The sequence below is a fragment of the Actinomadura sp. WMMB 499 genome, from assembly GCF_008824145.1.
Lineage (GTDB): Bacteria > Actinomycetota > Actinomycetes > Streptosporangiales > Streptosporangiaceae > Spirillospora.
Genome location: NZ_CP044407.1, coordinates 3491889 through 3504025 on the forward strand (window position 1 = coordinate 3491889; position 12137 = coordinate 3504025).

General features: G+C 73.4%; 10 protein-coding genes. 7 read left to right on the top strand and 3 right to left on the bottom strand.

Annotated elements, in window-relative coordinates; translation table 11 throughout:
- Positions 1-156 precede the first annotated feature (156 nt).
- Positions 157-2646, bottom strand: coding sequence for a PQQ-binding-like beta-propeller repeat protein (locus F7P10_RS45090; protein WP_368077471.1), 2490 nt, complete (start codon positions 2644-2646; stop codon positions 157-159).
- A gap of 121 nt (positions 2647-2767) precedes the next feature.
- Positions 2768-4132 carry a 4-aminobutyrate--2-oxoglutarate transaminase gene (gene gabT, locus F7P10_RS15160; RefSeq protein WP_151009936.1) on the bottom strand — a complete coding sequence of 455 codons (1365 nt, stop codon included), beginning with the start codon at positions 4130-4132 and terminating at the stop codon, positions 2768-2770.
- 347 nt (positions 4133-4479) lie between these two features.
- Between gabT and F7P10_RS15165 the strand changes: the two genes are divergently transcribed.
- The 7 genes from F7P10_RS15165 to F7P10_RS15195 are packed head-to-tail and all read left to right on the top strand — an operon-like array spanning position 4480 to position 11354.
- A complete protein-coding gene (locus tag F7P10_RS15165) occupies positions 4480-6123 on the top strand; it encodes a hypothetical protein (RefSeq protein WP_151009937.1) in 1644 nt (547 codons plus the stop codon).
- A complete protein-coding gene (locus F7P10_RS15170; RefSeq protein ID WP_151009938.1) occupies positions 6120-6860 on the top strand; it encodes an IclR family transcriptional regulator in 741 nt (246 codons plus the stop codon). Before F7P10_RS15165 ends, F7P10_RS15170 begins: the two co-directional genes overlap by 4 nt.
- On the top strand, positions 6857-7525 hold the full coding sequence (locus tag F7P10_RS15175) for a hypothetical protein (protein WP_151009939.1): 669 nt from the start codon (positions 6857-6859) through the stop codon (positions 7523-7525). Before F7P10_RS15170 ends, F7P10_RS15175 begins: the two co-directional genes overlap by 4 nt.
- 40 nt (positions 7526-7565) lie before the next feature.
- Positions 7566-8585 (top strand): dipeptidase, encoded by a 1020-nt coding sequence (locus F7P10_RS15180; RefSeq protein WP_218040520.1) that lies wholly within the window; start codon positions 7566-7568, stop codon positions 8583-8585.
- A 1-nt stretch (position 8586) separates the two neighbouring features.
- Positions 8587-9402, top strand: coding sequence for an ABC transporter ATP-binding protein (locus tag F7P10_RS15185; protein ID WP_151009940.1), 816 nt, complete (start codon positions 8587-8589; stop codon positions 9400-9402).
- Positions 9399-10244, top strand: coding sequence for an ABC transporter permease (locus F7P10_RS15190; protein WP_151009941.1), 846 nt, complete (start codon positions 9399-9401; stop codon positions 10242-10244). The genes F7P10_RS15185 and F7P10_RS15190 overlap by 4 nt, the downstream gene beginning before the upstream one ends.
- A gap of 36 nt (positions 10245-10280) precedes the next feature.
- Complete coding sequence (locus F7P10_RS15195) at positions 10281-11354, top strand: ABC transporter substrate-binding protein (RefSeq protein WP_151009942.1); 1074 nt, start codon at positions 10281-10283, stop codon at positions 11352-11354.
- Positions 11355-11443: 89 nt separating this feature from the next.
- Here F7P10_RS15195 and F7P10_RS15200 read toward each other — a convergent pair whose 3' ends face one another.
- Entirely contained in the window at positions 11444-12121 is a 678-nt protein-coding gene (locus F7P10_RS15200; RefSeq protein WP_218040521.1) for a GntR family transcriptional regulator, read from the bottom strand.
- Positions 12122-12137 lie beyond the last annotated feature (16 nt).

The following is a 12137-nucleotide window of genomic DNA, read 5'->3' on the forward strand; positions in this document are numbered from 1 at the left end:
CATCACGCGCGGACGTCCACCGGCCCCTCTACCGCTCGCCAATATCCCCACAGATCAGACCAAGAGTCGACAATAGGGGCAGATGCCGCCGTGAGGTCCTTCGGCCGCCGCGCCCCGGCCGGGAGACGGCGGCGTCGGCCGGCTCGACGCCGCGGTTCAGGAACGCTCTCCGGTGGCCGCGTCGATCGCCAGCAGGGTGTGGTCGCGGTCCACGACGTACACCGCCTCGCCGGCCAGGCCGACCTCGTCCACGTCGAGGTCGATCTCCCACCGCTTCCGCCCCGTGCGGGCGTCGATCGCCAGGAGCCGGTCGGCGTCCGGGCGGAACTTCCGGTTCTCGTCGTAGGTGAAGTAGAGGACGCGCTCACCGGCGAGGGCCGGCTCGACCCGGGCGCCCCGGGCCCACCGCCACAGCCGGCGTCCGGAAGCCGGATCGTGCGCGGAGATCGTGGTCGTGAAGTCCTCCCACAGCGGACCGAAGTGGCTCACGTCCTCGGCGATGACGTACGCGATGCCGTCGCGGACGCGCAGATGCCCCTCCCCCAAGGGAATCGGTGAACGTTCCTTCCGGCCGTCGGCGTCCACTTCGTAGAGGACTCCGTCGGCGTCCCGAACGTAGACGGTCGATCCCGCCACCTCGGCGATGCCGGTCGTCCCGGCGTCTGTGTCCTGCGAGAGGCCGACCTCCCAGCGGCGCCGTCCGGTCGCGGCGTCGAAGGCGTGCAGCCGATCGTCGCCGGTGAGTACGTACATGCGCTCGCCGCCGGCCGCCGCTTCGCTGACGTCCCCGTCGAACCGCCAGCTCCGTCCGGTGTCGGGGGCGAACGAGACCACGCCCCCGTCGCTCCCTTGCTCCACCAGGTCGATCCGCGATCCGCCGTAGTCGTCGCTCGACAAGCAGTAGTCGTGGAACCGGTCCGGCAGGACGGACGACCACTGGCGGGTCCCGTCGGGGTCGATGACCGAGACGCGCAGTTCGTCGTCGTCGCCCTGCTCGATTTCTTCCTGCAGGACGATCCGGCCTTCGGGGGTGGGGCGCGGCGCCACGCACGAGCCCTCGTCGAAGGGGATGCTCCAGAGCCTGCGTCCCGTGCCGGAGTCCAGCGCGGACAGGCGCGCGGCGCTGCGGGTGAGAAGCGTCGATCCGTAGATGCCGACGGTCTCCTCGGCCTTCCCCGGAGAGATCCAGCGCCGCTCTCCGGTCAGCGCGTCGTAGGCGGCCGTGCCGCCGGACCGTCCGACGTGGACGAGCCCGTCCGCCACGACGGGCGGGCCGTGCGCGTCGTCGGCCGACCAGGGGCGGAAGCCGGAACGCTGGGGTGCGCCGCCCGCCCTGGCGATGATCGCGACCAGGCTCGCGACCGCGGCGAGGGTCACCAGCACCGCCACGGCCGGCTTGCGTCCGCGCGGCTTGCGCGCGGGCGGCTTGCGGCCGGGCGGCTTGCGCGCGGGCGATGGCGCGCGCACCGGCGCCCGGGGGCCGGTGGCAGGGGGGACGCGCGTCGGCGGGGGCTCGGGAACCGGCTCCGTCTCGGGAACCGGCTCCGTCTCGGGAACCGGCTCCGTCTCGGGAACCGGCTCCGTCTCGGGAACCGGCTCCGTCTCGGGAACCGGCTCCGTCTCGGGAACCGGCTCCGTCTCGGGAACCGGCTCCGTCTCGGGAACCGGCTCCGTCTCGGGAACCGGTTCTCTCTCGGGAACCGGTTCTCTCTCGGGAACCGGCTCGGGGCGTGGCGGGGGTGCGGGGTCGGGCTCGCCGCCGGTGCGGGACGGCGCCTCCCCCGTGTGCCGCTCGATCGCCGTGCCGTACGGGCCGTCGAGCCAGTCGTGGGACGGTGCCGGGGACGAGGACGCGAGGAGTTCGAGGATGTCCTGCGGCGTGGGGCGGTCGGCCGGTTCGCGGGCCAGGCAGCGGGCCACCAGGTCGTGCAGGCCGGACGGCACACCGCGCAGGTCGGGCTCCCCGTACATGACCCGGTGGAGGAGCGGTCCGGGGGGACCCGTCCCGAACGGCGGCCGGGCGGTCGCGGTGAAGCACAGGACGCCGCCCAGGGAGAACACGTCGCTCGACGGCCCCAGTTCGTCTCCCGCGGCCTGCTCCGGCGACATGTACGCGGGCGTGCCGATCAGCCCCTGGGTGAGCAGGCTGCCGTCGGCGGGACGGACGATCCCGAAGTCGATCACGCGCGGCCCGTCCTGGGCGAGCAGGATGTTGCTCGGCTTGAGGTCGCGGTGCACCAGCCCGGCCGCGTGGATCGCCTGGAGGGCCTCGGCCAGCGCGGCGGCGAGGGCACCGATGGTGGCCGCCGGGAACGGCCCGTCCTCGGTGACGACCGCGTCGAGGTCCGGCCCGGGGATGTAGGCGGTGGCCAGCCACGGGGGGTCGCCGTCGGGGTCGCCGCCCAGGACGTCGACGGCGTAGAAGCCGCCGACCGCCACCGCCGCCTCGAGTTCGCGGCCCAGCCGCCGCCGGAAGGCGGGATCCTCACCGAGGTGCGCGTGGATCATTTTCACCGCGACCGGCCGGCCGCCCCGCGAGCGGGCCAGATAGACCCGGCCCATGCCACCCGTGCCCAGCCGGGCGCGCAGCTCGTAGGGGCCGATCCGCTCCGGATCCGAGGGGGTGAGCGGTTCCATGCCGATCACCCTCGTGCACGCCCGGCGCGCGGGGCAAGCGGGTCGCGGCGGCCGTCGATGTGTGCGCAGGCCGTGCGGGCCCGCGCGGTCCTCGAAGCGCTCGAAGGCCGCGCGGGCCGGGGAGGGGCGGTCAGCCGGCGAAGGCCTCCTCGAGGACGTCCAGGCCCTCGGTCAGCAGGTGCTCGGGGATGACGAGCGGCGGGAGGAAGCGCAGGACGTTCCCGTACGTGCCGGCGGTCAGGACGAGGACGCCGCGCGCGTGGCAGCGGCGCGCGATCTCGGCGGTCAGTTCGGGGTCGGGTTCCTTGGTGCCCGGCCGCACCAGCTCGATCGCGATCATCGCGCCGCGCCCGCGCACGTCGCCGATCGCGGGGAACCGGTCGGCCATGGCGTGCAGCCGGGGCAGCATGATCTCGCCGATGCGGCGGGCGCGCCCGGCGAGGTCGTGCTCCTCGATCTCCGCCAGGACGGCCAGGGCCGCCTCGCAGGCCAGCGGGTTGCCGCCGTAGGTGCCGCCGAGGCCGCCGCCGTGCACCGCGTCCATGATCTCGGCACGGCCGGTGACGGCGGCGAGCGGCAGGCCGCCCGCGATGCCCTTCGCGGTGGCGATCAGGTCCGGGACGACGCCCTCGTGCTCGCACGCGAACAGGTCGCCGGTCCGGGCGAAGCCGGTCTGCACCTCGTCGGCGATGAACAGGGCGCCGCTCGTCCGGCAGAACTCGGCGAGCGCGGGCAGGAAGCCGGGCGCGTGCTCGATGAACCCGCCCTCGCCCTGGATCGGCTCGACCAGGACGGCCGCGAGGTTCTCCGGGCCGATCTGCTTGGTGATCTGGTCGATCGCCTGCGCCGCCGCCTCGGGGCCGCAGTCGTCCGGGCCGGTCGGCCACCGGTACGCGTACGCCGCCGGCATCCGGTACACCTCGGGCGCGTACGGGCCGAAGCCGTGCTTGTACGGCATGTTCTTCGCGGTGAGCGTCATCGTCAGCAGCGTCCGGCCGTGGTAGCCGTGGTCGAACACCACGACGGCCTGCCGCCCGGTCGCGTACCGGGCGATCTTGACGGCGTTCTCCACGGCCTCGGCGCCGCTGTTGACCAGGATCGAGCGCTTCTCGTGGTCGCCGGGCGTGACCCGGTTGAGGTTCTCGCACACCGCGACGTACGACTCGTACGGGGCGACCATGAAGCACGTGTGGGTGAACCGCTCGGCCTGCGCCTTCACCCGCTCGACCACGCGGGGGTTGGCGTTGCCGACGTTGGTCACGGCGATGCCGGACCCGAGGTCGATGAGCGAGTTACCGTCCGCGTCCACCAGCACGCCGCCGTCGGCGTCCGTCACCTGGACGGGCAGGACGCTGCCGACCCCCGGCGCGACGGCGACCTTGCGGCGCTCGGCCAGGTCCCGCGAGACCGGGCCGGGAATCTCGGTGACGACGCGGCGTTCCTGCGGGAGGCGCCCGGTCCCCACCTCGGGAAGGGTCCTGTTCTGGCTGCTCATGCGCCGAACATAGGCAGGACCGGCGACCCCGATGAACGTACGGGGCGGCGAATCTCGCCGCCGTGAATGGACGGTTCGTACATTGAGCCGCGCGCCGCGTCCGTGCCCCGCGCCTCCGACCTGCGAAGTTCCCTGGTCCGGACGCGGCCGCCCGGGAGGCGCCCGATCGTCGCGCGCTCCGGAAACCACCTCTTGACGTGCGGCGGAACGACTGCTTACGGTTCCGCCTACCAAATATCGGACAACGTCCAATATAAATGGATCGAGGTTCAATGTCGTTCGAGGCGACGCGACCTGCGGTGCCCCCCGCTCCGGGACGTGCGGCGCCCCGCCCCCCGGCGGCGGTCATGCATCCGCGCAGGCTGGCCGCGCTCCCCGCCGGCCCGCTCAGCGCGACCCGGACCCTGATGGACCGGATGACCCGCGAGCGCTGGAAGATCGAGCTGGTGCGGGCGGACCTGACCCCCGAGGGGAACGGGACGCTGGCCTACCGGATCGACACCGGCGGTCAGGTGCTCTCGGTGGTCGCGTTCTCCACCGAGCCCCGGATGGTCAACCGGACCCCGCGGATCATCGGATCGAGCTGGGACGTGCTGGGCGCGCTCATGGAGGGCGAGCCCGACGCGGAACGCATCGAGCAGACCCGCCGCGAGATGCCCAAACTGTACGCGGGCCGCGCACCGGACCGGACGCTGATCTGGTTCCGCGCCAACCGCAGCCTCCGGGCGTTCGACGAGGTCACGGAGGCGCTCGCGGCGGGGCACGGCCCCGACGAGGAGCGGCTGCTGGAGGCCGGCTACCTGCTCCGCAACACCGGGCTGGACGGCAACGGCACGTTCGGCACCGTCGACTTCGCCGCGTACGGTCCGGACCACCCGCTCGCGCTGCCGTACCACGCGCAGATGCTCTCGGCCTACATGATGCGGGAGATCTCGTTCGACCTGGTCGAGACGCTGGCCCGGACGCGGAACCCCGGCGCGGCCCGGCTGTCCCCCGAGCTGAAGCGGCGCGTCGCCGTCGGCAACGGCTCGGCGCTCGGCCTGGTGCTGTTCTTCATGAACCGTCCCCGGCTGGTGTCCCGGTGGATCGGGCTGTACGAGGAGAGCACGGCGCGCGTCCTCGGCCTGAACTGGCCTGCGGACGCGCCCGAGCTGGACCTGTTCGACGACCTCCTCAGCCGCGTCATCGCGACGAAGGAGGAGGACTCGACCCCCTACCGGCTGTTCCCGAGCGGCCCGCTGGTCGCGCAGGAGCTCCGCCACCTGCGGCGCGAGCTGCGGGCGCGGCGCGCCCGCGCCCGCGAGGAGGGCGCGGGGCTGGTGCTCGGCGCCGTCGAGTCGGCCCGCTCGCCGGGGACCGGGCCGGAGGCGATCGAGCTGTTCCGGTCCACCGCGCTGGAACTCGACCGGGACGCCTGGGAGCCGCGGCTCGGCGAGCTGGTCGTGGACGAGTCGATGCGGCCCGATCCCACCTGGCCGGTATCGCGGCTGCGGGAGGCGATCCACGCCACCGTGCCCTGGACGGTCGAGTACGCGCGCAACCGCGACGACCTCCGCAACCGCGTCTGGTACAAGTCGCGCGCCTCGGAGGAGCCGCGCTCCGGTCACCTGCGAGAGATCCCCGACGACACCCACGACCTCGCCACCAACCCGGTGGAGGAGGTCGGCGCGCTGGCCGCGCTGCTGGACGGGACGGACGGCGGTCGGCACGTCGGCGACCTGCTGCTCGAGCACCCCGCCGCGTTCCGCGCGACCGCCCTCGTGCAGAACCTCACCGACAGCCCGTACGCGCTGGCGCGGGTCGACTACCGCGACGACGAGCTCGTCCCGGCCTACCTGATCCACGTCCTCAACGCGTTCTGCTTCGGCCTGGAGAAGACCCTGGACGTCCAAAGGCGCACGCTGCGCGGCCTGATCTTCGAGCACGCGCCGCCCCGGGAGGAGCTGGGCGAGCCCGGCGAGCGCTACTGGTGGGCCGGGGGCCGCCGGTGACCGGGACGAAGGTGCTCACCACCGCGCGCAAGATGCTGGAGGTCGTCGACGCGGTCGGCTTCGCCGGCGGCCCGGTCACCGTCGCCGAGCTGGCCGACCGGTTCGGGTGGAGCCGGGGCGCGATGCACCAGTACCTGCACACGGCGAAGGAGGCCGGCTGGCTCGTCCAGGACGACGCGGGCCGCTACCACCTGAGCCACCACGTCTCGGTGCTGGCCCGGATGCGCTCCGCGCAGGCCGACATCGCCGAGATCCTCCGGCCGCGGATGGGCCAGCTCGCCGCCGACCTGGGCGAGGCGGTGTCGTTCGCCGTCCTGGACCAGGGCGGCCTGTTCATCGTGGAACGTGCCGAGCCGGTGGGGATCTACCAGCGGGAGAAGTTCCAGACGAGCATCTCCGTCACCACGTCCGCGTCGGGCAAGGCGATCGTCGCGCACCTGTCGGAGCGCGAGCGCGACCGGCTGCGCGCCGGCGGCGCCGAGCTCGCCGCCCCGGAGGTCTACGCGGAGATCGCCGACCAGGGCTTCGCGCTGGTGCGCAGCCAGTGGCTGGGCAGCGACATCACCGCGGTGGCCGTCCCGCTGCTGGTCCGGGGGCACTGCATGGGGGCGCTCAGCGTCATCGCGCCGTCCGTCCGGGTGGACGAGACGGTGACGGCCCGGATGACCCGACGGCTGCTGGAGATGGCGCGCAACGCCTCCGGCGAGCTGATCGCCGAGGAGAGGAGCCACGGATGAGAACCGACCTCGACCACGACACCCACGGGCTGGAGCTGCGGCCCGACATCAGCGCCATCACCCCGCCCGAGTCGATGACCGGGACGGTCACCGTGCACCGGCGCGAGATCCGGCTGGTCTGCGAGCGGCTGCTGCTGGTGGCGGGCGTCCCGGCCGGGGCCTGCCCGGGCGCCCGCGACTTCGTCGTGGACTGCGTGGAGCGGTTCGGCCGGACCGCGCTGGACCGGCTCGGCGCCGCGTTCGCCGCCGGCGCGGACCGTCCCGCGTGGACGCCGCCGCGCCGTACCGGCCCCCGCGCCATCGACGCCGGCGGGCAGAGCGCGCTGCTGGTGGGCGCGCCCGTCCTGGCGGGCGCGCTCGCGGACGGCCCCGGCGCCCCGGTGACGATCCGCGACCTCGCCGACGCCGACCTGCTCGACGCGGGTTCGCTGTGGGCGGCGGCGATCGGCCTCGGCCTGACCGTCACCGTCGAGGGCGCGGACGCCCGGGTGGAGGTGCTGCCCGCCGCGCCGCCGGTACCGCCCTCGCTGCTCGGCACGGGCATCGAGGTGCCCGCCGAGGTGTGGTGGCCGCTCTACTACACCTCCAACGAGGCGCTCAGCGTCGACACCGACCTGTCGCGGCTGCACACCGGGATGGCGCCGCCCCCCTCCGGGATCCTCTGACCCCCCACCCCGAACTCCCCCACCCCGTTAAGGAGACGCCGTGTACATCGACGGACTCAACTGCTCGCGGATGACCCGCGAGCAGTTGCTGACGCTGCGCCGGGCGCGCATCGACGCGGTCACCACGACCTGCGGTTTCTGGGAGGACGCGACGGAGTCGCTGGACGCGGTCGCGTCCTGGCGGTACTTCGCCGAGGACAACGCCGACCTCGTGGGGATCGCGCGCACGTCCGCCGACGTCCGGCGGCTGGCGGCCGAGGGGCGCACCGCCCTGATCCTGGGGTTCCAGAACTCCTCGATGCTCCAGGGCCGGCTGTCCTACGTGGACTTCTTCGCCGAGATCGGCGTCCGCGTCGTCCAGCTCACCTACAACATCCAGAACGACATCGGCGGGAGCTGCTACGAGCCGGTCGACTCCGGCCTCACCCGGTTCGGGCACGAGGTGGTCGAGCGGATGAACGGCGCGGGGATGGTCATCGACCTGTCGCACGTCGGGAACCGGACCACCCTCGACGCGATCCACGCCTCCGGACGTCCGGTCGCCATCACGCACGCCAACTGCTCCGACATCACCGACCATCCGCGCAACAAGCCCGGCGAGGTGCTGGCGGCGCTGGCCGAACGCGGCGGCGTCATCGGCGTGACGACCTACCACAACCTGACCCGCGGCTTCATCGACACGCCCGCGGCGTGGTCGGAGATGGTCGCGCGGACGGTCGACATCGCGGGCGCCGCGCACGTCGGCATCGGCACCGACGCGAACGTCGGCGGCACCGACGAGTACCGGGCCTGGATGCGCAGCGGGCGCTGGAGCCGGCGGCCCCAGCAGGGCGCGGGCCTGGCCACCGGCGCGGCGAGCAGCGGGCCGCCGTCGTGGTTCCGCGGGCCCGGCGACTTCCCCGTCCTGGACGAGGCGCTGCGCGCCCGCGGCTTCACCGCCGACGAGGTCGCGGGCCTCATGGGCGGCAACTGGCTGCGGTTCTACGACGAGGTGCTCGGCGTTCCGGACCCCGCCGGATCCGGCACCCGCGAACCCGCGCTCGCGAGCGGAGGTCAGTGAGATGGGCAAGATCGACACGGGCAGGACCGGGACGGGCGCCGAGCCGCGGACCGGGGCGGCCATCGCCGTCCGCGACGCCGCCATGACCTACCGGCGGGGACGCACCGCCGTGGACGCGCTCGCCCCGACCACGCTGGACGTCCGGCCGGGCGAGTTCGTCTCGCTGATCGGCCCCAGCGGCTGCGGCAAGAGCACCCTGCTGAAGATCGTCGCGGGCCTGCTGGAGGCGACCGGCGGCGGCGTCGAGATCGACGGCCGCACGGTGACCGAGCCCCCGCCGGGGGTGAGCGTCGCGTTCCAGAAGCCGACGCTGCTGTCGTGGCGGACGATCCGGCAGAACATCCTGCTCCCGGTGGAGCTGCGCGGCGGCGAGCGCGCGGCCGCCGGGCGCCGCGCCGACGAGCTGCTGGCCACGATGCGGCTGCAGGACTTCGCGGGCAGCCTCCCGCGCGAGCTGTCGGGCGGCATGGAGCAGCGGGCCGCGATCGCCCGGTCGCTCATCGACAGCCCGCGGCTGCTCCTGATGGACGAGCCGTTCGGCGCGCTCGACGAGTTCACCCGCGAGGACCTCAACGACGAGCTGCTGCGGGTGTGGCACGACGAACCCAAGACCGTCCTGTTCGTCACGCACAGCATCAGCGAGGCGGTCTACCTGTCCGACCGGATCGTCGTGATGCGGGCCCGGCCGGGCGGCATCCACGAAGTGATCGACATCGACCTTCCCCGACCACGACGGCGCGAGGCGCGCGGAACCGCGGAGTTCTTCGAGGCCACCCAGCGCGTCCGGGCATCTCTCGAGCAGGTGAAGAGCCAGTGACCGCACCGCAGACCTCCACCGCGACCACCGCGGCCGCCGCCGGCACCGCCGGGACCCGGACCGTGCCCGGACGGGCGGCGCCGCTCGGCAACGTCAACGTCCGGGCCGGCCTCCTCGGCGTCGCGATCCTCGCCGTCACCCTGCTGCTCTGGTACCTGGCGGCCGAGCTCGAATGGGTGTCGCCGCTCCTCATCGCCCCGCCCGGGGACGTGTTCGCCGCGCTGGGCGACATGGTCGCCTCCGGGGCGCTGTGGCCGAACATCTACGCCACCGCCTTCGAGACGCTGGTCGGGCTCGTGTGCGCGGCTGCGCTGGCGTTCGTCCTCGCGGTCGTGTTCACCTTCTCCGAGACCGTCCACAAGGCCGTCCTGCCGTACCTCGTGGTGATCCAGACCTTCCCCAAGGTGGCGATCGCCCCGATGGTCATCGCGGGGTTCGGGTACGGGCTGGCGCCCAAGGCGTTCCTGGCCGCGCTGCTCGCGTTCTTCCCGCTGCTGGTCAACGCGATGGTGGGGCTGGCGAGCGTCGGTGAGGACCAGTACAACCTGTTCCGCTCGGTGCGGGCGGGCCGCTGGCAGATCCTGTTCAAGCTGCGGATCCCGCACGCGGTCTCCTACATCCTGCCCGCGCTGAACACCGCCGCCGTCCTCGCGCTGATCGGCGCCATCGTGGCCGAGTTCGTCTCGGCGCGGGAGGGCCTCGGCTTCGCCATCCAGGCCGCCACCCAGAACGGGGCGATCGCCGCGACCTACGCGCTGCTGATCGTCATGGGCTTCTTCGGGGTCGCCATCTGGCTGACGATGGCGGTGCTCAACCGGCTGCTCGCCCGCTACCGGGCCTGACCCGACACCGTGAAACCGAGAGGAGGAAGACCCACGATGAGGAGAACGTGCGCGCTCCTGACCGCCGTCGCGACGCTCGCCGCGATTACGGCGTGCGGGACCGGCGACGGGCGGACCGAGCTCACCTTCGCCGTCGCCGACCAGACGCTGAGCGCGGCCACCGCCTCGTACGCCACGGTGCCCGAGACCATGGGGTACTTCGAGGACGAGGGCCTGAAGGTCGAGATGCAGCCGGTGAAGAACGCGGTCGCGGCCATCCAGGCCGTCGCCAACGAGCGCGCCACCTGCACGTACGGCTCGACCGCGAACGCCGTCACCGCCATCGGCCAGGACCCCGGCCTCGTCATCGTCGGCACCGTCAACGGCAACATCTTCCGCACCGTGGCCCCGGCCTCGGCCGGGCTGCGGACGATGGCGGACCTGGCCGGCAAGACCGTCGGGGTGAACGTGCGCGGCGGCATCAACGAGATGCTGGTGACCGGGGCGACCAGCACGCAGCCGCAACCCGTCACCGGGGACGACATCCTCGCCGTCGGCTACGGGGCGCAGGCCGCGCAGGCACTCCAGCGCGGCGACGTCGACGCCTACTCCGGCTACGACAGCTCCAACCTGATCGTCGGGGAGCTGCTCGGCGAGGAACTGGTCGAGATCGAGTCGCGGACCGACGGGCTGACCGGGACCTCGTCCCTGGTGTGCCGCAAGCGGGACGTGCGGGAGCGCCCGGAGGCGATCGCCGGCCTGTTCCGGGCGTTCTTCAAGGGCATGGTCTTCTCGCGGGAGAACCCGCGCGCCGCCATCGAGATGCACTGGGAGCACTTCCCGGCGTCCAAGCTGTCCGGCGGGACGGCGGCCGACCTCGCCACCGCGACGAAGATCCTCGAGAAGCGGCTGGAGATCTCCGCCGGTCCGGGCTCGGCGGGCCAGTACGGCCAGCAGAAGGACGAGGACCTGCAGAACACCCTCGACACCTACATCCAGTACGGCGTCATCAAGGGCGTCGAGCCGGCCGCCGCGACCGTCCGGGCGCTGACCGACTACTCGCTCGTCCCGGCCTACAACGACTTCGACCCGGCCGAACCCCGGCGCGAGGCCCGCGCATGGTCCGGGTGAGAACGCGTCCCTGACCGCCCGTCCCTGACCGCCCGCCCGCGCCGCCGAACCACGGCGGCGCGGGCGGGCGCGCGTTGGGGCCCGTCCGGTCAGACCTGGCCGGGCGCGAGGACGGCGCGCAGGACGTCCAGGGCGCGTTCCCGGTGGTCGTCGAGTTCGCGGACGAGCCGGTCGGCGTCCCCGGCGCGGACCGCCGCGATGATCCGGTCGTGGGCGTCCACCGACGCCGCGCGCTCCTCGGGCAGGTTGTAGTACATCGCCCGGTACACCTCGGTGGAGTCCCACAGCAGCCGGATCAGCCGCAGGACGTGCGGCTGGCCCGGCGCCTCCATGACGGCGAAGTGGAACACGCGGTTGGCGGACAGCTCGGCGGCGACGTCCCCCGCCGCGGCGGCCTCCGCGCAGGTGCGGGCGGCCTCGTCGATGCGGCGCAGCGCGGAGTCGTCCAGCATCGGCAGGGCGTGCCGGGCGGCGCGCTCCTCCAGGATCCGGCGCAGCTCGTAGATCTCGCTGAGGTCCTCGTACTGGAGTTCGGTGACGAAGTAGCCGCGCCGGGGGCGGTAGGTGAGCTGCCCTTCCTGCGCCAGGACGCGCAGCGCCTCCCGCACCGGGGCGACGCTCAGCCCGACCCGCGCGGCGACGTCCTCCTGGTTGACCCGCTGCCCCGGGCGCAGCTCGCCCGACACGATCAGAGCGCGCAGCGCGCCGACCGCGTGCTGCTGGGCCGTGGGTACCGAGGCGGGGGCGCCGGCGCGGGTATCGTTCACCGGCCCGAGCATAGCC